Annotated in this window: 1 protein-coding gene; it reads right to left on the bottom strand. The window is 45.0% G+C overall.

From position 1 onward, the window contains the following. Nucleotides 1-96 precede the first annotated feature (96 nt). Nucleotides 97-280: hypothetical protein (locus CH339_RS25605; RefSeq protein WP_210207400.1), on the bottom strand; the 184-nt coding region annotated here is incomplete at its 5' end.

Below are 280 nucleotides of genomic sequence, written 5' to 3'. Positions count from 1 at the left end.
AAGATAGTTCCACGATGCATGGATAAATGCAGAACATAATAATACGCAAAAACCCACGACAGTCATTACACAGCCCTCCGTCCATCATAAAAGAGATCAATGCTTGATGACAATGTAGCGCTTCAATTCCCCGTGCCACTTCTTTCCTTTGACGGCATCCACCCAGACGTCATACTTGCCCGGTTTCAGCTTTTTCGTCGGAAAGCTCACCCGAAAATGAGGCTTTCCGCGCGTTAAATGAACATCTCGATAGATCAGGACAGTCCCTTTTTTATTGATC

The organism is Rhodobium orientis (assembly GCF_003258835.1).
GTDB lineage: Bacteria > Pseudomonadota > Alphaproteobacteria > Rhizobiales > Rhodobiaceae > Rhodobium > Rhodobium orientis.
Note: the sequence above shows the minus strand (reverse complement) of the source record. Positions and strands in the feature narration are given on the sequence as shown.